Origin of the sequence: Microcoleus asticus IPMA8, assembly GCF_013179805.1 — a bacterium.
GTDB lineage: Bacteria > Cyanobacteriota > Cyanobacteriia > Cyanobacteriales > Microcoleaceae > Microcoleus > Microcoleus asticus.
Genome location: NZ_SRRZ01000132.1, coordinates 1 through 20,681 on the forward strand (window position 1 = coordinate 1; position 20,681 = coordinate 20,681).

At 45.0% G+C, this 20,681-nt stretch carries 16 protein-coding genes, 1 tRNA gene and 2 pseudogenes; 7 read left to right on the plus strand and 12 right to left on the minus strand.

The window, feature by feature from the left end:
* Positions 1–136, minus strand: a pseudogene (locus tag E5S67_RS26235) (photosystem II q(b) protein); the annotation flags it as partial.
* 362 nt (positions 137–498) lie between these two features.
* Between E5S67_RS26235 and cofG the strand changes: the two are divergent.
* Positions 499–1,452, plus strand: coding sequence for a 7,8-didemethyl-8-hydroxy-5-deazariboflavin synthase subunit CofG (cofG, locus tag E5S67_RS26240; protein WP_172191539.1), 954 nt, complete (start codon positions 499–501; stop codon positions 1,450–1,452).
* 377 nt (positions 1,453–1,829) lie between these two features.
* On the opposite strand, the gene E5S67_RS26245 is transcribed toward cofG, so the two are convergent.
* From E5S67_RS26245 to cpdA, 3 genes are all read right to left on the minus strand, one after another.
* A complete protein-coding gene (locus E5S67_RS26245) occupies positions 1,830–2,606 on the minus strand; it encodes an SDR family oxidoreductase (RefSeq protein ID WP_172191541.1) in 777 nt (258 codons plus the stop codon).
* A 200-nt stretch (positions 2,607–2,806) separates the two neighbouring features.
* A complete protein-coding gene (locus E5S67_RS26250; RefSeq protein WP_172191543.1) occupies positions 2,807–4,285 on the minus strand; it encodes an alpha-amylase in 1,479 nt (492 codons plus the stop codon).
* 196 nt (positions 4,286–4,481) lie between these two features.
* The gene (gene cpdA / locus E5S67_RS26255) at positions 4,482–5,261 is read right to left on the minus strand and encodes a 3',5'-cyclic-AMP phosphodiesterase (RefSeq protein WP_172191545.1); all 780 of its coding nucleotides are present in this window, start codon (positions 5,259–5,261) and stop codon (positions 4,482–4,484) included.
* Between the two features lie 201 nt (positions 5,262–5,462).
* Between cpdA and E5S67_RS26260 the strand changes: the two genes are divergently transcribed.
* Positions 5,463–5,533, plus strand: a tRNA-Cys gene (locus E5S67_RS26260).
* Positions 5,534–5,541: 8 nt separating this feature from the next.
* Here the strand turns inward: E5S67_RS26260 and E5S67_RS26265 are convergent.
* Entirely contained in the window at positions 5,542–5,796 is a 255-nt protein-coding gene (locus tag E5S67_RS26265; RefSeq protein ID WP_172191547.1) for a hypothetical protein, read from the minus strand.
* Here E5S67_RS26265 and E5S67_RS26270 point away from each other — a divergent pair.
* Entirely contained in the window at positions 5,781–7,766 is a 1,986-nt protein-coding gene (locus E5S67_RS26270; RefSeq protein WP_172191549.1) for an RNA-binding domain-containing protein, read from the plus strand. The genes E5S67_RS26265 and E5S67_RS26270 overlap by 16 nt on opposite strands.
* 179 nt (positions 7,767–7,945) lie before the next feature.
* Here E5S67_RS26270 and E5S67_RS26275 read toward each other — a convergent pair whose 3' ends face one another.
* Positions 7,946–8,416: a DUF4079 domain-containing protein gene (locus tag E5S67_RS26275; RefSeq protein ID WP_172191551.1), complete on the minus strand. Its 471-nt coding sequence runs from the start codon at positions 8,414–8,416 to the stop codon at positions 7,946–7,948.
* Positions 8,417–8,512: 96 nt separating this feature from the next.
* Between E5S67_RS26275 and E5S67_RS26280 the strand changes: the two genes are divergently transcribed.
* Positions 8,513–9,994 carry an ankyrin repeat domain-containing protein gene (locus E5S67_RS26280; RefSeq protein WP_172191553.1) on the plus strand — a complete coding sequence of 494 codons (1,482 nt, stop codon included), beginning with the start codon at positions 8,513–8,515 and terminating at the stop codon, positions 9,992–9,994.
* Positions 9,995–10,185: 191 nt separating this feature from the next.
* Here E5S67_RS26280 and E5S67_RS26285 read toward each other — a convergent pair whose 3' ends face one another.
* Positions 10,186–11,121 carry a 2OG-Fe(II) oxygenase gene (locus E5S67_RS26285; protein WP_172191555.1) on the minus strand — a complete coding sequence of 312 codons (936 nt, stop codon included), beginning with the start codon at positions 11,119–11,121 and terminating at the stop codon, positions 10,186–10,188.
* 205 nt (positions 11,122–11,326) lie between these two features.
* Positions 11,327–12,871, minus strand: a complete 1,545-nt coding sequence (gene purH / locus E5S67_RS26290; RefSeq protein ID WP_172191557.1) for a bifunctional phosphoribosylaminoimidazolecarboxamide formyltransferase/IMP cyclohydrolase — start codon at positions 12,869–12,871, stop codon at positions 11,327–11,329.
* Between the two features lie 550 nt (positions 12,872–13,421).
* On the opposite strand from purH, the gene E5S67_RS26295 reads away from it, so the two are divergent.
* A complete protein-coding gene (locus tag E5S67_RS26295; RefSeq protein ID WP_246276989.1) occupies positions 13,422–15,239 on the plus strand; it encodes a PAS domain S-box protein in 1,818 nt (605 codons plus the stop codon).
* A gap of 204 nt (positions 15,240–15,443) precedes the next feature.
* On the opposite strand, the gene glcD is transcribed toward E5S67_RS26295, so the two are convergent.
* The 3 genes from glcD to E5S67_RS26310 form a co-directional block, all read right to left on the minus strand.
* Positions 15,444–16,919 (minus strand): glycolate oxidase subunit GlcD, encoded by a 1,476-nt coding sequence (glcD, locus tag E5S67_RS26300; protein ID WP_172191561.1) that lies wholly within the window; start codon positions 16,917–16,919, stop codon positions 15,444–15,446.
* A gap of 69 nt (positions 16,920–16,988) precedes the next feature.
* Complete coding sequence (locus E5S67_RS26305) at positions 16,989–17,873, minus strand: DUF6671 family protein (protein WP_172191563.1); 885 nt, start codon at positions 17,871–17,873, stop codon at positions 16,989–16,991.
* A 92-nt stretch (positions 17,874–17,965) separates the two neighbouring features.
* Positions 17,966–18,358: a DMT family transporter gene (locus E5S67_RS26310; RefSeq protein ID WP_172191565.1), complete on the minus strand. Its 393-nt coding sequence runs from the start codon at positions 18,356–18,358 to the stop codon at positions 17,966–17,968.
* 123 nt (positions 18,359–18,481) lie between these two features.
* Between E5S67_RS26310 and E5S67_RS26315 the strand changes: the two genes are divergently transcribed.
* A complete protein-coding gene (locus E5S67_RS26315; RefSeq protein WP_246276990.1) occupies positions 18,482–19,693 on the plus strand; it encodes a glycosyltransferase family 2 protein in 1,212 nt (403 codons plus the stop codon).
* A 145-nt stretch (positions 19,694–19,838) separates the two neighbouring features.
* On the opposite strand, the pseudogene E5S67_RS26320 reads toward E5S67_RS26315, so the two are convergent.
* A pseudogene (locus E5S67_RS26320) lies at positions 19,839–19,949 on the minus strand (transposase); the annotation flags it as partial.
* Positions 19,950–20,162: 213 nt separating this feature from the next.
* Between E5S67_RS26320 and E5S67_RS26325 the strand changes: the two are divergent.
* Positions 20,163–20,633, plus strand: coding sequence for a helix-turn-helix domain-containing protein (locus E5S67_RS26325; RefSeq protein WP_172191567.1), 471 nt, complete (start codon positions 20,163–20,165; stop codon positions 20,631–20,633).
* Positions 20,634–20,681 lie beyond the last annotated feature (48 nt).

Below are 20,681 nucleotides of genomic sequence, written 5' to 3' on the forward strand. Positions count from 1 at the left end.
TGGTGGCGCTGAGCAAGGTGGGAATCATCAAGACGCCGAACCAACCTACATAAATGCGGTTTTCGGTGCTGGTGACCCAGTTGCAAAACTGATCCCACAGGTTGGCGCTTTCGCGCTGCTGTAAGGTTGTGGTCATGGTTTTATGATTGCTTTATTTGGTTTTCAATGTTCTTGACGGCTTTGTGTTCCGCCATGTAAATAAACATAAAGCTTTTATTTCAGTTTGTAAAGGCCTTCTAAGCACAGATTTTCTTATACTTAACATAAATTATGCTTATTCCAAGCCAGAAGGCTTGCTGTATCGGGAGTTTAAAAGCAGAAAGCGGAATTTGCGGACGATCGCCCACAAATGAAGAATACTCATAATCTACCTGGGCAACGAGATTCGGGACAGGCGTCCTTGTTAAGATAGATGAAGGGTTGCGGTTGACGATCGCAAAACTCGCACTGCACAGATATCTGTTGTTGCACAAGTCCGATCGATAAAAATCCCAAGAAATGTCCCGCACAGTCACCTACAGCCCTGCTTATACTCTGGTTCCCACTTACGAGTGTTTTAACCGCTGCACCTATTGCAATTTTCGGACCGAACCCCTGCAAAGTCCTTGGCTGACGCTACCAGAAGCCGAAAAACAGCTCAACTTCCTGCAAACTCAAGGTGTAATTGAAATTCTCATCCTCAGCGGCGAGGTACATCCTCAAAGTAAACGGCGAAAAGCTTGGTTGCAGCGGATTTACGATTTGTGCGAACTGGCACTTGCTCTGGGATTTTTGCCGCATACTAATGTGGGGCCGCTCAGCTTTCAGGAGATGGCACAGTTAAAAGAGGTAAATGTATCGATGGGGCTGATGCTAGAACAGCTTGCCCCAGATTTGTTACAAACGGTTCACCGACACGCACCGAGTAAAGTGCCGGCGCTGCGGCTGCAACAGTTAGAATGGGCTGGGGAATTAAAGATTCCGTTTACAACTGGTTTGCTGCTGGGAATTGGGGAAAATGAGGGCGATTGGGTGGAGACTTTAGAGGCGATCGCCCGCATCCATTCGCGTTACAATCACATTCAAGAAGTTATCCTCCAGCCGCACAGTCCGGGAAATCAGCAAAGTTGGGACGGGGAAGTTTTTGATGCTACAAAAATGCCGGAAGTAATTGCGATCGCCCGCAGCATTTTACCTGATGAAATCAGGCTGCAAATTCCGCCGAATTTAGTTGCACAGCCAGACATATTACTTGCTTGTTTAGAAGCTGGTGCTAGAGATTTAGGAGGAATCGGACCGCTGGATGAAGTTAATCCCGATTATCCTCACTTGCAACACCAAACTTTAACAGAAATTTTAGCAGCAGCGGGATGGCAACTTGTGCAGCGTTTGCCTGTTTATCCTCAGTACGATAAGTGGCTGCCGCAGACATTGCAAACGGCTGTAAAAAACTGGAGAGTCAATCGATTTTAGATTTTAGATTTTCGATTTTAGATTGAAGAATTGAGCCTACTGATAAATCGGGGGGCTTGTGACCAAATTCCTTGAGTGTCAGTCCTTAATTATGGTAAATGGAGAGTCAATCGATTTTAGATTTTAGATTTTAGATTTTAGATTGAAGAATTGAGCCTACTGATAAATCCGGGGGATTGTAACCAAATTGCTTGATTGTCAGTCATTAATTATGGTAAATGGAGAGTCAATAGATTTTAGATTTTAGATTTTAGATGGAAGAATTGAGCCTACTAATAAATCCGGGGGCTTGTAACCAAATTGCTTAATTGTCAATCATTAATTATTGGTAATGGGTAATTGGTAACAAGATGTTTTAAATTGCTGCTATAGAGATTTTAAATCAAAGAACCGCCCCCATCAATCCAGACTTCAGTACCTGTGATAAAGCTGGACGCATCTGATACCAGAAATAAAACTAACTGGGCGACTTCTTCAGTAGAACCGGCGGTATTATCAGTCAAAGGAATCATATCTTGAATCGCATCAGGCGCGACTGGAATGCGATCGAGATGGCGCTTAGTGGTACTTTCCTCAATGGCTGTCAGCACCCCACCCGGACAGATCACATTGACTCGGATTTGGCTGGGAGCAAGTTCTAGCGCCAGCATTTTTGCTAAAGCTACTTGTGCCGCTTTGCTGGAAGCGTAAGCTGTGGCACCAATTTTCCTGAAACTTCTGGTGCCATTAATCGACGATGTAATGACGATTGAACCTCCTTGTTTTTTCAGATAAGGAACAGCATACTTAACAGTCAAAAATGTCCCTCTGAGGTTGGTATTAATTGTCCGGTCCCACTCTTCGGGTTCTATCTCTTCTATCGGCGACCATACACCGTTAATACCTGCATTTGCCAACACAATATCAATTCTTTGATATTCATCAAAAATGGTTTGAAATGCCTGTTGCATTTGCTGAGAATCCGCCACATCTGCTGCAATAGCCAGCCCGCAGCCTCCTTCATCGACCAACTGGCGGACGGTTTCTTCCCCGGCCTCTACAGTGCGATTGATAATAGCAACTTTTGCGCCTTCCTTCGCCATTAAAATTGCTGCTGCACGACCAATCCCCGAACCACCGCCGGTAATAACGGCAACTTTTGCTGAAAGTTTCATATTTTTTATTAAATAATTTTTGGCGCGATCGCATAGCATAAAAATAATACTAGATAGAGGACTTTACTCCTCACTACAAACAAGTTTCCGCGATCAAAATCATGAAAGTAAAAAGTGGTTTAATGTACTTATTATAGCGGTAAGGTGCGCACTGCGCACCCTACTTTAGGCAGAGGAGTACGTCAATTTTAACGCAGTCCTTACTGCTGCGGCACCCAGACCGAAACAGAACCGGCGTTACACCGAAAATCACCCCAACCATCGTCATTAGTTGTGATTGGTTCTTTGATGTGTTCGGTGATGTCAATATAAGTTCGATTCGGTTGCCCTACTTCCATAAACTTGGTGCCCTCGTCTCCGTTACTGAGTACCACAGCCATGCCGCCCGGATGTTCTTCAGTTCCGAGTCGCGTCCAGCCAATGGTATTGGCGTGGTCGAAGTAATCGTACTGATTGCCGTAGGAATAAGTTTGGCGCGCTAACAAGAATTTATCGAGAAGAAACTGATGTTTGTCTAACCAAATCTCGTATTCGTTGCCATCGTTTGCTGTATCTTTATAGTTATCGCCGTAATAGTCCGGGTAAAAAATGCACGGATATCCTTCCCTTCGCAGCAAGATTAAAGCGTAGGCAAGAGGTTTAAACCAAGCCTCGACAACAGATTCTAGGGATTGTAATGGTTGAGAATCATGGTTGTCAACCAAGGTAACGGCGAGGGCTGGTTGCTGTTGGACGAGGGTGTTATCAAAAATTGTTCGCAAGTCGTAGCTATTGCCGGCTTTGCTAGCAGCGTGGAAGTTGTAGTGGAGAGGTGCGTCAAATAAGGTGACTTTACCATCGGTTGCTTCGATGAAGCTGTGCAAAGCTTCCACTTCGTAAGACCAATATTCGCCTACGGCAAATAGGTCGCGTTGGGCATAGTGGCGGACGTGTTCCAACCATTCTTGGAAAAATTCTGCTTTAACATGTTTGACGGCATCGAAGCGAAAGCCGTCAACGTTTGTTGTATCGACATACCACTCACCCCAGTATTTTAATTCCCCGGTGACTTCTGGGTTGTCCATATCTAAATCGCAACCCATGAGGTAGTCAAAATTGCCTTTTTCTAAGTCTACTCCTCGATCGAATTCTTTACCTTTGAGCAGGTAAATGGCATGGGTTTCTGTGTTGTAAACGTTGTAATCAATGGCGTCAAAATGCCACCAATGCCACTCCATGCTGGAATATTTTTTGTCGCGACCGGGGAAGGTAAAATGCGTCCAAGCTTTGATTTTTTGATATTCGCCTACAGTGTCATTCCGGTTGTCGGGATTGAAGGGTGTGGCTTCGGATTCTTCTTCTGCATCGGCACCTAATTTGTGGTTGAAGACAACATCGGCATAAATCCGAATTCCAGCATCTTGTGCAGCTTTAATGGCAGCCAAATACTCATCTTTTGTGCCGTATTTCGTGCGTACCGACCCTTTTTGGTCGAACTCGCCTAAATCGAATAAGTCGTAGACGCCGTAACCTACATCCATACCGCCGCCGGTTCCTTTATAGGCTGGCGGCAACCACAGGGATGTAACGCCTTTTTTGGCTAAATCTTTTGCAGATTTCGCTAGCTGATTCCACAGGCTGCCGTCGTCGGGGCTGTACCAGTGGAAATACTGCATCATCACGCCATTTAGTTCAGACATAAATTTAGTTTTTCCTATTTTGTCAAATTGCGATCGACATTTGTGTTCGTAGCTCGCTAGTTTACGTATGTCTGCAATCTATGGTTAATAAATATCATAAAAGATGGGGCTGCTAAAAAAAATCTATCTCTTGATGTATTGACAACAAAATGTAAATTTGATACAAATTTAATTACTTTATCCAGACAGCAAAAGATTAATCTGGTGGCAATTGTGCAGCAACTCGCTCAACTCTGGTGTTCCAAGTACCGTCGATCGCCAATTCAAGCAATCTAAATCCCGGGGGGATTTGGTCAAGGATAATCGGATGACTTTTCGGTAAAAGTTGGATGCAGGTGCTGGGTGTCCCCAAGTAGGTAACTGAGCCCCGCTGTTGTTGAAATTCTTGGTGAATGTGGCCACAAAGAACGATTTTGATTTGAGGATATCGATCGACAATTGCTAAAAATTCATCGGCATTGTGCAGCATCATTCCATCCATTATTTCAGAGTCGATCGGCAAAGGATGATGGTGCAAGGCAATGATAACAGGTCGATCGCCCGTTTGTTGCAGTTGAGAGTCGAGCCAATGCAAGCTTTCTGGGGAAAGCCGCCCGCCGTCGCATCCCGCTTCCACACTCGAAAGTAATAGAAATTGCCAGTTTCCTAACATCCATGATTTTTCTGGGGAAAGAGGCGACTGATTTAAGATTTCTGCCATGACTGGGATGTTGTCGTGGTTCCCAGGTATCCAGTAGGCGGGAATTCCGAGGGGGGCGATGAGGGAGACGAGGCGCTGGTAGGATTCGGGTGTTTCGTCTTGGGACAAGTCGCCTGTGAGTAGGAGTAAGTCGGGCGGCGGCTGTATCTGTTGCAAGCGATCGAGAACTGCTTGGAGGGTGCGGGCTGTTGAGAGGCCTTTCCATTCTCGATCGATCTCTGCAAACAAGTGAGTGTCGGTGATTTGGGCGACGAGTACGGGAGAAACTGGAGTCATGGCTGGTGTTGCGGGTCGTTGCTATAGTTCTAGAGTACCTTCCCACAAGGGTTTTGGGGATATGGGAAAAAAGGGCGATTCCCTAGCCTTGGGGAACGCGTGCACGTTGGGGATAGCTGCGCTTTACGAAAATTTTGACAGGTATGTTAAAATTTTCGAGATTTGGTGTACTATAAGAAAACGTCAATTTTCAGACGTGACGGCGGCATAGCCAAGTGGTAAGGCAGAGGTCTGCAAAACCTCCACCCCCAGTTCAAATCTGGGTGCCGCCTTTTTTAATTTATACAGCCACAAATTCTTTGTCAGTGATGACAGAGTTTTGTCCATTGAGGGAGAAGGAACCAGAGTTTACGCATCCGGTTTCGCCGTGGCGGTTTATGCTGTGGTGAAACTCATTCATGGCGATCGATCTGGTAGAGTTTGATATGGCAAGGGCGATCGCTTCCTTAAACTCTGGTGAGCCTGTGATTCCGGTTTGGTGCCATCCCTCCCTCTTCTTCCAAGGAAGACAAAACTTAAATGGATTTAGAAACATTACTCGATCGCATAAACCTTGGAGAAGACCAAGACATTGAATTTAAGTCTGCTGACGGTGGTTTCCCCAATGAAGTTTGGAAAACTTTATCAGCCTTTGCAAACACAGATGGCGGCTATATTGTTCTGGGTGTCACGGAAAATCGAAATAGGTTCGAGATTTCAGGTGTCCGCAATCCTAACGTTTTACTTAAAGAGTTTTGGAATAATCATAATAATCTGCAAAAACTGAGCTTTTCAATTTGCGGCAATTCTGACGTACAAACTTTGAATATAGAAGATCGTAATTTAGTTATTATTAAAGTTCCCAGAGCAACGAGAACCCAACGCCCAGTTTATATTAATAAAAATCCCATGATGGGAACCTATAAACGTAACCATGACGGGGATTATCCTTGCACTGATGATGAAGTTCGTCAAATGTTGCGCGATGCCAACAACGATCCTCAAGATATCCAAATTTTACATAAATTTGACCTTGGCGACCTCGATCCAGAAACTTTAAAATCTTTTCGCCAACGGTTTATTTCCAGAGAACCAGATCATCCTTGGCTCGGATTGGACGATCGCAATTTATTGATTCAGTTAGGCGGATGGAGGCGCGAGAGAACTACTGCTCAAGAAGGGTTAACTATAGCTGGTTTACTGATGTTCGGGAGAGGAAATAGTATTTTAGATGCACTTCCCCGCTATCAACTAGACTATCAAGAACGACTGTCTAACGATCCAGAAATTCGCTGGACATATCGTCTGACACTTGATGGCAAGTGGGAGCCTAATCTTTTCAATTTTTATTATCGCGTCTATAGTCGTTTAGTTAATGATTTAGATATTCCATTTAAACTAGATAAAGATGCTGTGAGACGAGGAGAAACTCATGTCCATGAAGCTGTCCGCGAGGCTCTGGTAAATGCTTTAATTCATGCCGATCACTTATCTTCTCGTCCTGTTGTAGTAACTAAGTTCCCTAATGGTTTTTTGTTCAATAATCCAGGTCGCTTAAGGATTTCTCTTGGGCAACTTTATGATGGGGGTATCAGCGATCCGCGCAATCCTAAACTGCAAACAATGTTTCAAATGCTTGGTTTAGGTGAAAAAGCCGGATCAGGTTTTAGAAAGATTCTACGAGCCTGGAAAGAACAGCAATGGTTTAGGCCCCTCGTCTCAGAAAAATTCGATTTAGAAATGACATCAGTGGCCCTACCAATGCTTAGTTTAATTCCCCAAGACGTTGAGCAAGAAATAAAAGAAATAGTGGGAGATAACTACTGTCAACTAACAGAATTAGATCGGATTATTTTGGTACTAGCGCATCAGTTTGGAGAAATTAGTAATAGTGACATTCAGTGTTACAGAGAGGAACATCCTAGAGACATAGGAGAGTGCCTAAAGCACTTGGTCAATAACGGCTGGTTGGCGCAATCAGGACGTGGGCGTGGAACGCAGTACGCTCTACCAAATAAAGGTCAATTGGATTTGCTTTCACTGCTTCCAAGCTCCGAACATAACGAGCCTAGCTCCGTGCATAATGAGCCTAGCTCCGTGCATAATGAGCCTAGCTCCGTGCATAATGAATCAAGCTCCGTGCATAACGAGCCTAACTCTGTGCATAATGATGAAAACTTATTTTTACTAGAAATAGCTACTCCTGTGCGAGAAAAAAATCGGGTAAGCCCTGACTTGATGAGAAACACTATTCTGAAACTTTGCTCGGAAAGATATTTAACTGCCAAAAGATTAGGTGAACTATTGAATCGCAGTTCGGAAACAATTAGGACTCATTTTATTAATCCAATGTTGTCAGAAAAATTAGTAGAAGTCAAATATCCTGACGAACCAACTCATCCTCAGCAAGCATACAGAACCTTAATGTCTCAAGTAATCAGCAAGATTTCTGATACTCCGGCATCTTCCCAAACCCCAGAAAACATCGTTGATACCAGCTATCCGCCCACAACGCCGGGACCTTAAACTTTGGAATACAATTGAGAGACTCTGACAGTAAAGGCAACTGATGCCGATCTCACCCCGTCGCTGTTTTAAACTGCCACTCTATTGTATAACAAGGAGGATCAGGATAATCTGACAATTAAATTGCTAATCACTAATCGCCCCAAAGCAATTAGCAATTAGCAATCTTACCAAAATTATCACATCTTGCTGATAATTCTCTGCACGATTTCCACGCCTGTTACCGCTTGCCAGCCAAACAGCCCCAAGAGCACAACATTCAGAAAGATGTGAGCGTTTCTCGCCCAATCATTGCCTTTTTGCATCAAAGGAGTCAGCGAGGCTGCGATCGCAATTATTGCCGTCATTCCCAATCCTGCTAGCAAGTGGGAGCCGACAAATAGTTTGCCGTTGTTGATGTAGGTGACGGCCATCCCGCCGATCGCCCCCGTTACCATTAACGCTAGCAACAAAGAACCCATTTGGTGGTGCTTGATGTTGAATTTGCCCTTAATTAACTCTTTTTTGACTTCGCCTTCCGCGCTTCTGGTACGGCGGATTTGCAGGCCGAGATACAAAGCATACAATGAGATTGCTAGCAATACCCACATTAAAACTGGGTGGAAGAATTGGCTCCAAACTTTAACTGACTGAGGAATTTCGAGATTCATAGTGTTCTGAGGATTAGCAAACATACTTCATAAAACTTAGCATACCAGTCAGGCCGTCTCATGCGACGGTAAAAATATACGGGATGAGACACTATTATGCCTGCCACTAAACAAGACGCTGTATTGATTCAAGCCGCCAAGACCGGCAACATTATTCACGTCCAAGCTTTACTCGCTAAGGGAGTTGACGCTAATGCCAAAGACTCTGAGGGGACGACGGCTTTGATGTTTGCGACCCAAAAGGGCTATACGGAAATCGTGCGTATCTTACTAAACAATGGCGCTAATGTCAATCAAGCGAGCAGGCGTTTTGGGCTGACGGCTTTGATGCTGGCGGCGGCTCACAAACAGCCTGATTCTGCACGGCTGTTGTTAGCTGGGGGTGCTGATGTTAATGCTAAAAATGATGATGGAAGTACGGCTTTGATGGCGGCTTCTCTGAAAGGTGATATCAATGTTGTGCGGCTTTTACTTGATGCTAATGCTGATGTAAATGTCCGAGATAAAGATGGAGATTCTGCTCTAAAAATAGCTGCTTTATCCGGTCATCTAGCTGTTGTTAAAGCTTTGGTGGATGCGGGTGCGGTTGCTGACAATTCTATGCTGTTTTTAGCTGTCCGTCAAGGAAGCGCTGAAATTGTGGGAATTTTGCTCAATTGTGGGGCGGATGCTAATGTTAAAAATCTAGAGAGCAAAACTGCTTTGATGCTGGCTGCGACGACAGGAAATTTGGCTGTTGTCGAGGCGCTGTTGGCTGCTGGTGCTGATGCCGAAATTCGCGACAAAGAGGGCGAAACTGCTTTAACTTTGGCTGCGGATTCCGGCAATACTGATGTGGTGCAAACTTTGCTTGGTGCGGGTGCTAATGCGAATGTGAAAAATGGAGATGGGGGCACGGCTTTGATGGCCGCTGCTGCTGGGGGAAATTTGCCGATCGCCCATATCTTACTCGATGCTGGCGCCGATATCAATGCTAAGGATAAAGATGATGAAACTGCTTTGAATTTTGCAGTGGTTGAAGGCTGCGAAGATGTGGTGGAATTGCTTTTAAACCGAGGTGCTAGTGTCGGTTCGAGAAATCGGTTGGGCGATACGCCTTTACTGGTGGCGGCTGTTCACGGCCATAGTGCGATCGTATCGGCTTTGCTGCAAAAAGTAAACTCCAATCAGCCTGATTTCCTGAATGCTAAAAACTTTGGGGAGACTGCTTTGACGCTGGCTGCGTTTCACGGACATACCGAGACGGTGAAGGCTTTGCTTGACGGCGGTGCAGATCCCAATGTCCCGGCGGATTTGGGGAAAACGGCTTTAATGAAGGCGTGCGATCGCGGTTATATTGCGATCGTCCAATTATTAGTCGAAAAAGGTGCGGATGTCAACTTGCTGGATGATTCGGGCGCAACAGCTTTAATGTGGGCTGCGCATCGGGGTTATGCTGAGGCAGTAAAAATTTTAATTGCTGCTGGTGCAGAACTAAACCACAAAAATCCGGGAAATTATACAGCTTTAATGCTGGCTGAGTTCAAACGTTATTCCAGTGTGGTGAAATTGCTCAAAAGTGCTGGAGCACAGCAGTGATATCGCGGGTTGGGGGCGGGTTTATTTAATCTATCTGTACTTTTTAAGGCTATTGACAAACCCGCCCCGAGGGGTTTATTGAGTTAATTTACCCCCTTTAATCTTGAGTCCGCGCGGGCTGAATTTGTTTGTATAGTAGCGGTTTCAACCGCCGATTTTTCGAGGAGAATCAACCCTAATTTCGTCTTACCTCAATTTGCTTTGCGCACCCAGCCGTTAATAGTAAAGCGACTATCAGCAAAAGCTTTCGAGGGACAGCTAACTCGCAAAACTTCGTGCATATACCGACTCAGAAAAAATACGATGCTGTTATTACGAGGCTCAACGGTTCTGAATGTCTCGTCCGCAACATAGAAATTGTTCTCAATTTTGCTGTCATAAATCAGCAATTCACCTCCAGAAAAAGCTTTGGGTTCTCGATTGAAATAGTAAACGTAAGTAAAAAATCTGCTTGCGGTATCTGGAGAGCCACTGTCGTTGTGAAGTTTGTAAAAGTTGTTGTCGTTGTGCATGGTTAATTGAGCTTCTATTTCACCAAGCAGAAATGAGGGGATATTTAATTTTTTCAGTACGTCCGGGAGAATTGCTTTGATGCGATTAACCATCAGTTCGGAAAATTCGGGGAACGAGTGGAGTACCATCGAACGCCGATAATCTTCGGCATTGGTTGAGGTGCTGGTACTGACAAATTCTGATTCTTTTGCTAAGACATATTTTATGAGTTTATTCTTTTCTGCGGGTGTCAAAAAGTTGTCTATTTGGGCGTAGCGAGATATTAAATCGTCATTTACAGGCGGCGCAGGGGCGGGAATTTCTGTGGCGGGAATTTCTACGGGAGTTGCAGGCTGCTGCGGTTGCAGTTGCTGCAAGTAAATTGGGGGTTCGGTGACTAATCCGACTAGGTTTTCGCCGGGAAAAGAAAGGGCGGAACGACCTCCGTCTATAGGGATTTGAAATAAGGTGGAAAAACCGGGTGTTTGTTGAGTGCGATCGACTAATGTTTTGACAAGGCTGTGTAATAAAGGTGTGTCGGATTTGAGGGTGACGGTGCACTGATGTCCCCCGGTGAGCAGGATTTTGACTTTTACGTCTTGGGGTTTAATTTGCTGTTGAATTGTGGTATTCATAGCCGTTAGTTATAGAAGAAGGAAGAAGGAAGAAGGAAGAAGGAAGAAGGAAGAAGGAAGAAGGAAGAAGGAAGAACAAAAATTTAATCATTACTTGAGGGCGGGCTAGAAGCCCATCCCACAAGAGAATTGACTCTTTGTGGAACAGGCATCTTGTTTGTTCGTGAGAGATACCTAAGATGTCATTACTACACTACGAACTTAATTAATGCAAGAAGTGGCGGATGTCGGTGAAAACCATTGTGATTCCGAGTTGGTTGGCTGCTTCGATGGAATCTCGATCGCGCATACTTCCGCCTGGTTGGACGATCGCAATTATTCCCGCCTCAGCCGCAGTTTTGACTGAATCGTCGAAGGGGAAGAAACCATCGCTGGCCAAAATCGCTCCTTTGCTCTTCTCTGCTGCTTGTTCCAATGCTAGTTTAACCGATCCCACGCGATTCATTTGTCCGGCGCCGACACCGATTGTAGTGCGATCGCGCGTCACAACGATCGCATTTGATTTGACGTGTTTCGCTACTTTCCAAGCAAACAGCAATTCTTCCAACTCTCCCGCCGTCGGCTGTTTCTCAGTAACAGTCCGCCATTTGCTAGTTTCTTCTACTATATTATCTGACTCTTGCACCAGCAAACCGCCTGCAATAATTTTAACAGTTTGTGGCGGCCCTTGAGTCAAATCTGGCAAAATTAATACTCGAACTTTCGCCTTTTTCTTGATAATTTCTTCGGCTTCCTGTTCGCACCCTGGCGCGACAATACATTCTAAAAATGTTTGAGTTAAGGCCGTTGCGGTAGCAGCATCAATCGGGCGGTTGAGGGCGACAATTCCGCCGAAAGCTGAGACTGAATCGGTGTCGAAGGCTTTTTGATACGCTTCAGAAATAGTTTTTCCCAAGGCTGTGCCGCAAGGATTTGTATGCTTCAGAATAGCGGCGGCGGGGGTGTCCGGGAATTCTACGATCAGCCGCCTTGCTGCTTCTAAATCTACTAAATTATTGTAGCTTAATTCTTTGCCTTGCAGGATGGTGCTAGTCGTCCAGCCTGTCGGTATACTTCCGCTTTGATACCAGGTGGCGGCTTGATGGGGATTTTCGCCGTAGCGGAGAGTTTGCAACTCTTTGCCTGATAAATTAAACTGCTCTGGTAGCACAGATTCTTCAGCGGATTGGCTGCTGAGATAACTTGCGATCGCGCGATCGTAGTTGGCTGTATGTTTGAAGGTTTCCAGCGCGCATCTTTGCCGGAATTTCAAGGAGGCTTCCCCGCCGTTTTGCCGCATTTCTGCTAAATAAGTATTGTACTGTTCGGGGTCGCACAAAACTGTCAAATGAGCGTGGTTTTTGGCTGAAGCTCTCAGCAGCGCCGGCCCGCCGATATCTATCTGCTCTATTGCGTCGGTTAGCGTTACTCCCGGTTTCGCAATTGTCTCTTCAAATGGATACAAATTGACTACAACTAGATCGATAGCCCGAATTTGATTTTCATTTAAATCTGTTAGATCTTGCGGTACATCGCGGCGTGCTAAAATACCACCGTGGATTCGCGGGTGAAGTGTTTTGACTCGACCTCCCAAAATTTCGGGAGAACCAGTATATTCTGCAACTTTGGTGACGGGAATTCCAGCTTCTTTGAGGACAGTTGCTGTCCCGCCGCTGCTAATTATGTCAAATTCAAATTCTTCTACTAGACTGCGCGCTAAGTCGATTAGTCCGGTTTTATTAGATGTGCTCAGAAGTGCTAGACGTGCCATTGGTTTGAAGTTGCGAGCGCAAAAATAGACAGGTTATATTCTATATCAAATTTGGTGGCAGGGATATGATTTGATAGATGCTAATTATGATTATTTTTGAGTATTCAAAGATGAGTCCGCTTATTTTTAACCTTATTTTTTGTCAAAACTATATGATTTTTTATACTGACCCGTGGCTTCTAAATATTGAGGACTTGCGCGTGGCTCTGGTTATTTTGTCCAGTGCGAGGCGAATTGAAGCCATATCCAGCCTTCACAGTTCGTCTCCCTACGTAAGTGTCAATGTTGTTTAAGTTACTTAAAAAAGCGTAATAGATAATTCGATGGCGATCGCTCTTCAATTTTAACGATGTTTTATGATGAATTCTAAAAGTAATGTGCTAGCATCGGGTGTAAATTGCTCTATCCCTAAATTTGCGGGAACATTGGGCGATGCAACACCTTCATCTAAAAAATAATTTGGTAGGGTTTAAATATGTTTTTTCAAGAAGCCGATCCTGAAAACAAGCTCAGTAATATTAGCAGAAACCATAAAAAAAATGCTCAAAATATGACCAATAGAAGAGACTACCAAGAGATGCCCAAAAAAAGAGCAGAGAATTCGACAGAGGCTAACATTTCCGAAGCTTATAGTGTTAGTTTGTGCGAACTGCAGCAGATGGAGCGATCGATGGAACAGCTAAAGCAGGATTTGAAGGCTAGCGAATCTCGGTTTCGGAATGTGATCGAAAAAAATGCCGACGGCATCGCAATCGTTAACAAGCGAGGACTTGTGTGTTTTGCCAATCCGTCAGCAGAAGCGCTGTTTAACTGCAAAGCAGAGGAACTTTTAGGTCAAGCATTTTTTGGCAATTTGGTAGTAGAAAGTTCAGCTTGCGACATTGAGATGGCCACGGATATTATTCCCCAAGTTGGAAAAACAGAAGTAGCAGGAACTCGCGTCGTGCAAACAGAAGTTGAAGCTATTCGCCAGCAAAAAGCAAATGCTGTAGTAGAAATGCGGGTGGTGGAAACGGAATGGGAGGGAGAAATGGCTTATTTAGCTACGTTGCGGGACATTACCGATCGCAAGCGCGCAGAAGAAATGCTTTGGTTGTACGATCGAGCTATAGCAGCTACTAGCACCGGAGTTACGATTTCTGACGCCACTCACCCAGAACATCCCATTATTTATTGCAATCCCGCATTTGAAAGCATGACAGGTTATCGCCGACAGGAAATTCTCGGAAAAAACTGCCGATTTTTGCACGGAAGCGATACGAATCCGGCGGCAGTAGAAATCATTCGCCAAGCCTTCCAAACAGAAAGCGAATGCAAGGTAATATTAAAGAATTACCGCAAAGACGGAACCGCTTTTTGGAATTGTTTCTCAATATCTCCCGTGCGCGATCGAATGGGCAAATTAACTCATTTTATTGGCGTACAGAGAGACATCACTGAGCGCAAACAAGCCGAAGAAGCCTTGCATAATTCCGAAGCACAAAGCAGAGAACAAGCCGCTCAACTAGCAGCCACACTTAACCAACTCAAAGCCACTCATTCCCAATTAGTTCAAAGCGAAAAAATGTCTAGCTTGGGATTGCTACTGGCAGGCGTCGCTCACGAAATTAACAACCCAGTCAGCTTCATTTACGGCAATATCGCTCATCTCACAAATTATACTCAAGACTTGTTTCAGCACCTCGAACTTTATCAACAGCACTATCCTAATCCAGTCGCCGAAATTCAAGAGGAAAGAGAAAAAAAAGATCTCGATTTTTTAGCGGAAGATTTACCTAAAATACTGTCTTCAATGAGCGTTGGTGTGGAGCGGATTTGCCAGATTGTGCAGTCGCTGCGGAACTTTTCGCGCCATGACGATTCACAGATGAAACCCGTTAACCTCCACGAAGGTATTGACAGCACGCTGTTAATTCTCAATCACCGTTTGAAAGGGAACGGAGAAAAGCCGCCAATTCAAATTGTCAAACAATACGAAGAATTGCCGACTGTTGAGTGTTTTGCTGGGCCAATAAATCAAGTTTTTATGAATATTCTCAGCAATGCGATCGATGCTTTAGAAGATGCGAACAGTAGGCAAAATTGTCAAGGAATGCTAGAAAATCCCAGCCAAATTAGGATTGGTACGGAAGTTGTCGGCAATTTTGTAGAAATTAAAATTGCCGACAACGGCCCGGGAATAACTGAGCAAGTCAAACAGCATATCTTCGATACATTTTTTACTACCAAGCCCATTGGCAAAGGCACAGGAATGGGTTTGTCAATTAGCTATCAAATTATTGTAGAAAGACACAAAGGCGAATTATACTGTACTTCGGAATTGGGCAAGGGCACGGAATTTACTATCAGAATTCCGATCGCACCTTAGCGCGGAATGTGCAATCTGCACCTTACCAACTTGATATATAGGCAAACAAGCGAGCGGGACGCTCGCACTCCTAAAAAACGAGAAAAATCGTTTTTTCTCGTTCCCAGACTCTGGCTGGGAACGCATATTTAGAGGCTTTGCATCGCCACTGTAGAGACAATTGTCAGGTGCTTTTCGGCTCACCTTACCCGCATAAATAGCGAATTAAAAAACCTCTGCACCCTCCAACTTCTTAAAAGTTTCAACCTTAGCCCTCGCCGCTTCCCCGCAAGTCTTCGGCGTCGGAAACATCTTCCCAGGATTCGCCAAACCTTTCGGATTAAACACCTGACGCACCCACTGCATCGTCTCCAAATCTACCTCCGAAAACATATCCGGCATAAAACACTTCTTGTCAGCGCCGATGCCGTGTTCCCCGGAAAGACTTCCGCCAACTTTCACGCAAAGCCTGAGAATTTCCCCGCCCAATTCTTCTACCTTTTCCAGCGCACCTTTTACCGAGTTATCGTACAGAATCAGGGGGTGTAAATTCCCGTCTCCTGCGTGAAATACATTAGCAATTCGATAACCGTATTTCTCGCTCAAACCCTCAATTTCTTTCAAAACATAAGCCATTTGCGTTCGGGGAATTACGCCATCTTGCACGTAATAATCCGGGCTGAGATGACCCGCCGCCGCAAAAGCAGCTTTCCGCCCTTTCCAAATTTTTAGGCGCGTTTCCGGGTCACTTGCCGTGGTAATATTTCGTGCTCCGTTATGCTTGCAAATGTCGGCAATCCGCTGTTTGTTTGTGGCAACTTCCACTTCTAAACCGTCGATTTCTACGAGGAGAATTGCCGCCGCATCGCGGGGATAACATCCAGTTGCCACCACATCTTCCACAGCATTGATGCTGATGTTGTCCATAATTTCCATACCGCCGGGAATAATACCAGCGCTGATAATATCGGAAACTGATTCGCCCGCTGCTTCTATAGTGGAAAAATCCGCTAGGAGAACGCAAATCGATTCCGGCGCTTTGAGAATTCGGAGAGTAACTTCTGTGGCAATTCCTAAAGTGCCTTCGGAACCGACAAATACACCAGTTAAATCGTAACCGGGCATTTCGGAAATTTCGCCACCGACATCGACAATAGAACCGTCGGGCAGTACCAATTTTAGTCCTAAAACGTGATTCGTTGTGACTCCGTATTTGAGGCAGTGAACGCCGCCAGAATTTTCGGCAACGTTGCCGCCAATCGAACAAACAATTTGACTGGAAGGATCTGGCGCGTAGTAGAAACCAGCGCCGCTAACTGCTTGCGTTACCCAGTTATTAATTACTCCCGGTTGCACGACTACTTGCTGATTTTCTAAGTCTACTTTCAGGATTTTTCGCATCAGGGCAGTAACGATCAGCACGCAGTTTTCTACAGGCAAAGCGCCGCCGGAAAGGCCTGTTCCAGCGCCTCTAGCCACCCAGGGAACTGAGTTGCGATCGCATATTTTGACCACTTGCGCCACTTCCTCCGTAGTTCGAGGCAATACCGCCACGGCGGGGCGCTGGCGGTAGCTGGCGAGTCCGTCGCACTCGTAGACAATCAATTCTTCGCGGCGCTGTACGACGCCATTTTTGCCAACTACAGCCTCGAATTCTTTAATAACGGGTTTCCAGTTGCGTTCTGTTTCTACGGCTATCATTAGTGAATTTAATAAGGGAACTATCAATAATATTGTTGCAAATTTTACTATTTTTGTGCAATTATTTTTCTAAGGGTTGCAATATTGACACAGGGAAGGATCGGCAGTCTCTCGACCGTCGGGAAATTGTTTTTCTTTAGTATAACCGCAGTTTTTGCATTTATAGATTGCCGATCGCACTAGCTGAGTCGGAAAATAACAAAGTCCGCAGGGCAATCCGATTTTCGTCTCAGCAATATCGAATCCCGGCCAACCGCACTCCGGGCAGAATTGCTTAAATTTTTTAACTAAATCGAGAGTTGCATTTTCGATGTTTTTCATCCGAGTTGGATTGTACATCGCCCGCATATCTGTTTCGATGTGAACTCGGCCGGCTGACGATTTTTTTAAGCCGGCTGTTACAGCGTCAAAAAGTTGTTTTTCTGTCTTAATGCCCTTGACAATTTCACCGTTACCGAGGGCAGCGTCGCCAACTACAACCACCAGTGCGTGATCTGGAAATCCCGCTTTTTTTGCAAAATCATCCGCTTTTTCTATACTGGGAATTAACTGGTGACTGTAATTAGTTTCTACCGACAAAGATTCGCCGATTAGTTCTAGATTGTTGGCTTGGTCTAATAAAAGTACGATTTCTCTGTTAGCAGGAATATACGGCATCATTGGGTGAGGGCCGAAAGTACCTTCGCTGGCAAAGGCAAGAGTTTCGCCCGCAATGTCTAGGGCTTTTTGTGCTTTGTGGCGAGCCGCTTCTATTTGTGTTCCTAAGCGTTTAACTTCTCTGGTGAATGTGCCGAAAGCGTCCGTGTCAAGATCCGCCGGTACTATAATGTTTACGCCAAATTCTCGTTCCAAAACGGGAGCCATTACCCGTTCTTTTTGGTGCATGGTAGCAAGAACTGCGGTGCGATCGCTCAATAATTGATTGGGATTTACAGGCTCAGAAATATTAGACATAAAGCAGCATCATTTCATAACAGAATGCTCAAATACACCCTTTGACCTAAGTTATCAATTCAGCACTCCAGCGTCAATCTTAAAAGCGATCGCTAGTTGCCTCCAGTCACCCCCCCAGCTTGACCTCTGAGTACAAAAATTACTCCCGTCATAATCATGGCCACGCCTACTAACCGCAGCGGCGGCAAAGGCTCGTGAAATATAAGTTTGCCACCTAAAACAGTAAATAGGTAACTAATTGACAGTAAAGGCGAGACTATGCTAAGGTTTGCCCGCGACAAAACTACAATAAACCCGATCGAAGAAATTGCATACAAAGAAAGACCACCTACTATCAACGGCTGAGTAGCCATTGCTATAATTTTTTCTATTAAATTAGCAGCGCCAATGGGCCCTAATATTTTAGCTCCTGCCTTCAGACTAAATTGACCTGCGACGCCGCACAATATTGCAGCCAGCAATAACAAAAAAACGCTTCTATTCATAAGTTTACTAACATATAGTACAATCAAAAACTGCCGTTCCCAAAAACCTGAAAAAATTTAATTAAGTTTTGCTAGGTTTTATTCACCACTAATATTTTAAGCAGAGATACGGGAAAATCAAGTATGGTTGAGCGCGATCGAGAGTGGAACAAATATATGGCAGAGCAGACCAATCCAAGCGGAGAATATACTCTAGAACTATCGATACTCATGCCTTGCCTGAACGAAGCAGAAACTTTAGAAATCTGCATACAGAAAGCACTGAGGTCGCTGCGCGAACTTGATATTGCCGGCGAGGTCATCATAGCAGACAACGGCAGCACTGACGGTTCTCAAGCTATCGCTACCAGAATGGGAGCGAGAGTTGTGCCCGTAGCAGCCAAAGGCTACGGCAGCGCTCTGATGGGAGGCATCATCGCAGCGCGCGGAGTTTATATTATCATGGGCGATGCTGACGACAGCTACAATTTTTCCAACCTCGGCTTTTTTGTCAACAAATTGCGAGAAGGTTTCGACTTAGTAATGGGAAACCGGTTTCAAGGGGGCATCAAACCTGGGGCCATGCCGCCGCTGCACAAATATTTAGGAAATCCGGTGCTGACATGGGTTGGGCGGCTATTTTTCGCAAGTCCTGTCGGCGACTTTCACTGCGGATTGCGGGGTTTTAGGAGAGACTCAATTTTGAAACTCGACTTGCAAACAACGGGGATGGAATTTGCTAGCGAAATGGTGGTCAAGGCCTCTGTATACAAGCTGCGGATAACTGAAATCCCAACCGTACTTTCTCCCGACGGCCGCAGCCGACCGCCGCACTTGCGAACTTGGCGAGATGGCTGGCGGCACCTCCGATTTTTGCTGCTTTACAGTCCTCGGTGGCTGTTTTTGTATCCGGGTACTGCGCTGATGATTTGGGGTCTAATTATCGTGGTTTGGCTGTTGCCCGGTACTCAAAAGATTGGGAGTATCAGCTTTGATGTACACACGCTGCTTTATGGTGCGATCGCAATTATCATCGGTTTTCAAGCAGTAACTTTCGCTTTCTTCACCAAGATTTTTGCCATCAGCGAGAAATTTCTGCCCGAAGACCCCAAACTCAACAAAATATTTCGCTATGTAACGTTAGAGACAGGATTGATTGTCGGAGTAACGCTGATTTTAATCGGAATAGTTGGCTCGTTCTTGTCATTAACTATCTGGAGCGAAACGGCTTTCGGTTCTCTCGACCCTTCTAAAACTCTGCGTTTGGTTATTCCCTCGCTCACTTGCCTGACCGTCGGTTTGCAGATGGTTTTGTCGAGCTTTTTTCTCAGCGTGCTGGGGTTGAAGCGCAGGTGATAACATTAAAGTTACTGTCAACATTCCTCAAAACTAAACTGCCATGCAGTGGAAGATAAGGGGGCTGCATCTCACTTTTGCAAATACATCAAGTGGAAAGTTGACCATTGAGATGGCTCTCTGGAACTTACGGTGAAATTTTTATCTAATTAGAAAAGCAAGCTAATACACGAGTTCGAAAGTTTTCCAAATTAGAAAATCCATATCCTTGTCGCATAATCAACTTAATTCGATTATTTATCCTTTCCATAACCCCACCAGGGGGAACGCATCTTATTGAACACTCTTCATCAGTGATACCAAATCCGGGTTAGCTACCCCCTTTATGACGGCTATACCGAAACTTAGCCATATTGGCGGGCGCTCGACACGCCAGGCGGGCGACATATTCCCCTGCTCACGACTCGTTTACTGGTGGTTTATGAGCTACCATCGTTCGTTGATGTAAGTTAAAGGTTCAAACAAAAAGATGACAAGAATTGCACATCTAGAACCCTACTTGAGTGCAGCAGAACTCAAGCACCGTTATCGAGAGACAACCAATCCCATAGAAGCCCGTCGTTGGCAACTATTGTGGTTAATTTCGCTATCCTGGACCATCAAAGAAGCAGCAGCAGTAATTGGCATCAATTATGACTATGCTCAAACAATAGTTAAAAGCTATAACCAGCAAGGAGAGACAGCAATTATTCAAAAAAAGCCGTCCCCAAAAAAACGTCCCAGCCATGCCTTACTCAATGCTCTTCAATTAGAAGAACTGCGTTTAAGTTTAAAAGGAGAATCGCCCGATAAAGGCATCTGGAGTGGACCAAAAGTTGCATTATGGATCGCCCAAAAGACCGGGAGAGAACAAGTGGGAAAACTCTTAGGATGGGACTACCTAAAAAAGTGCGGTTACGGGTGCATCTCACTTTTGCAGATACATCAAGTAGAAAGTTGACCATTGAGATAAGCACAGCGAAGAGAAAGGATAGAGGAAACACTCTCG

Coding starts and splice junctions, on each gene's coding strand:
- cofG (WP_172191539.1), top strand. CDS start 499: ATGTCCCGCACAGTCACCTACAGCCCTGCTTATACTCTGGTTCCCACT.
- E5S67_RS26245 (WP_172191541.1), bottom strand. CDS start 2,606: ATGAAACTTTCAGCAAAAGTTGCCGTTATTACCGGCGGTGGTTCGGGG.
- E5S67_RS26250 (WP_172191543.1), bottom strand. CDS start 4,285: ATGTCTGAACTAAATGGCGTGATGATGCAGTATTTCCACTGGTACAGC.
- cpdA (WP_172191545.1), bottom strand. CDS start 5,261: ATGACTCCAGTTTCTCCCGTACTCGTCGCCCAAATCACCGACACTCAC.
- E5S67_RS26270 (WP_172191549.1), top strand. CDS start 5,781: ATGGATTTAGAAACATTACTCGATCGCATAAACCTTGGAGAAGACCAA.
- E5S67_RS26265 (WP_172191547.1), bottom strand. CDS start 5,796: ATGTTTCTAAATCCATTTAAGTTTTGTCTTCCTTGGAAGAAGAGGGAG.
- E5S67_RS26275 (WP_172191551.1), bottom strand. CDS start 8,416: ATGAATCTCGAAATTCCTCAGTCAGTTAAAGTTTGGAGCCAATTCTTC.
- E5S67_RS26280 (WP_172191553.1), top strand. CDS start 8,513: ATGCCTGCCACTAAACAAGACGCTGTATTGATTCAAGCCGCCAAGACC.
- E5S67_RS26285 (WP_172191555.1), bottom strand. CDS start 11,121: ATGAATACCACAATTCAACAGCAAATTAAACCCCAAGACGTAAAAGTC.
- purH (WP_172191557.1), bottom strand. CDS start 12,871: ATGGCACGTCTAGCACTTCTGAGCACATCTAATAAAACCGGACTAATC.
- E5S67_RS26295 (WP_246276989.1), top strand. CDS start 13,422: ATGACCAATAGAAGAGACTACCAAGAGATGCCCAAAAAAAGAGCAGAG.
- glcD (WP_172191561.1), bottom strand. CDS start 16,919: ATGATAGCCGTAGAAACAGAACGCAACTGGAAACCCGTTATTAAAGAA.
- E5S67_RS26305 (WP_172191563.1), bottom strand. CDS start 17,873: ATGTCTAATATTTCTGAGCCTGTAAATCCCAATCAATTATTGAGCGAT.
- E5S67_RS26310 (WP_172191565.1), bottom strand. CDS start 18,358: ATGAATAGAAGCGTTTTTTTGTTATTGCTGGCTGCAATATTGTGCGGC.
- E5S67_RS26315 (WP_246276990.1), top strand. CDS start 18,482: ATGGTTGAGCGCGATCGAGAGTGGAACAAATATATGGCAGAGCAGACC.
- E5S67_RS26325 (WP_172191567.1), top strand. CDS start 20,163: ATGACAAGAATTGCACATCTAGAACCCTACTTGAGTGCAGCAGAACTC.